This is a genomic window from Oscillochloris sp. ZM17-4 (assembly GCF_019599295.1).
Lineage (GTDB): Bacteria > Chloroflexota > Chloroflexia > Chloroflexales > Chloroflexaceae > Oscillochloris.
This window is the reverse complement of sequence record NZ_JAIEWN010000146.1, coordinates 1-1,945: the sequence shown is the minus strand read 5'-3', so window position 1 is coordinate 1,945 and position 1,945 is coordinate 1. Positions and strand designations below refer to the sequence as shown.

1 pseudogene is annotated in these 1,945 nt (G+C 65.3%); it reads left to right on the top strand.

The features are described 5' to 3' along the window. Positions 1-14 precede the first annotated feature (14 nt). Positions 15-1,945, top strand: a pseudogene (locus K2Z83_RS30310) (Tn3 family transposase); the annotation flags it as partial.

Sequence of the window (1,945 nt, the reverse complement as noted above, 5' to 3'; positions counted from 1 at the left end):
CCCTCACCGCCCTGATGCACAACGTCACCTCGTTTGTCACCGAGGCGACTGAGAAGGCCAAGAAAAAGGCGAGCGACCAACACCTGGAGCGCAGCGCCGACCTGGCCAAAGCTGGTGAAGTCTTGCAGCTGGTCGTCGACGGCGCCCCCAGCCCCGCCACCACCTTCACGCAGATGCAGGCCCAGGCGTTCAAGCTGCTCGACCGCGAGCGGCTGGCCCGCGTTGCCGCCTACCTCAGCACGAACGCCCCCATCGACGAGCTCGCACTCCAGTGGGCCGAGCTCGACGAGGCGCATCAGCGTTGGAAGCGGCACCTCCGTCACCTCCTGGAGGCCGTCGACCTGAGCGCCACCCGCCGTGATTCACCGCTCCTGGAGGCGGTGCAGTTTCTCCTGGGTGCCTTCGCCACTGGACGGCCGCTCAAAGACCTCGACCAGGAAAGCTTCCCGGCGCGCTGGATCCCCGTCCGCCTCAAGCGCTACCTCTACCACGAGGAGGCTGATGGCACGAAACGACTGAACGCCGACCGCTATGAGTTCCTGGTCTACCAGCAGGTCTGCAACGGACTGAAGGCCGGCAACATCGTGTGTCGCTCCAGTGTGCAATTCCGTAGCCTCGCCGACGACCTGCTCAGCGACGAGCAGTGGTGCGAGAAGGAGCGTATCCTGGCCGAGCTCACCCTACCTGGCCTGCGCCAGCCGATCCGTGAGCAGCTTGCCGCGCTGGTCGAGCAGCTGGAGCGGCGCATCCAGGAGGTGAACGGGCGGATCGCCAACGGCGAGAATGCTGACGTGCGCGTGACCCGGCGCGGCGAGCATCAGCGTTGGACGCTTACCTACCCCGAGGGCAGCGAGCCGGTCAACGACCCGCTCTTCGACACCGTGCCGCAGGTCGATCTGCGTCAGGTGCTCGCCTTTGCCGAGGCCGGCTGCGGTATGCTCAGTGCGCTCACCCATGTCGTCAGCCGCTACCAGAAGCAGCGCCCCGAGCCGGCCGTGTTGTACGCCTGCCTGATGGCCTGGGGCACCAACATGGGCCTTGGGAGGATGGGCGAGATCTCCGACTTGCCCACCCACGTGCTGATGCGAGCCTCGGAGAACTACCTGCGCCCGGAGACGTTGCGGGCGGCCAATGACCTGGTCTGCAACGCCATCGCGGCGCTGCCGATCGCCCGTCACTACGACCTGAATGGGCTCATCCACTCCAGCAGCGACGGGCAGAAGTTCGAGACGGCCATCCCGACCTTCAACGCCCGCCACGCGCGCAAGTATTTCGGGCTCCGCAAAGGCATCGTCGCCAACACCCTGGTCGCCGGCAACATCCCGGTGAACGCGCAGGTGATCGGCGCCCACGACCACGAGAGCCACTACGTCCTCGACCTGCTACTCAATAACACGACCACGGTGCAGCCGGCGATCCACTCGACCGACACCCACGGCACCAACGAGCTGAACTTCGCCCTGCTCCACGTCTTCGGCTACCAGTTCGCCCCGCGCTACCGGTAAATCCAGAAGAAGATCCGCACCAGCCTGTGCGGCTTCCAGCACCCCAAGCAGTACGCCGGGCTGCTGCTCCGACCAACGCGCAAGCTGAACATCGAGCTGATCATCAGCGAGTGGGACAACTTGCAGCGGATTTTCGCCTCGCTGGCGCTCAAGACGACGCCGCAGAGCATCATCGTGCGGAAGCTGAGCTCCTACGGGCCCCAGAATCGCACCAAGCGGGCCCTGTTGGAGTTTGACAGCATCTTCCGCAGCCTTCATCTCCTGGAGTTTGTGGACTCGCCGCCGCTGCGGCAGAACGTGCAGCGGGCGCTGAACCGGGGCGAGAACTACCATCAGCTGCGGAAGGCGATCGCCTACGCGAACTTCGGGAAGCTGCGCTACCGGACGGAGGAGGAGCAGCAGCTCTGGAGCGAGTGCAGCCGGCTGCTGGTGAACTGCAT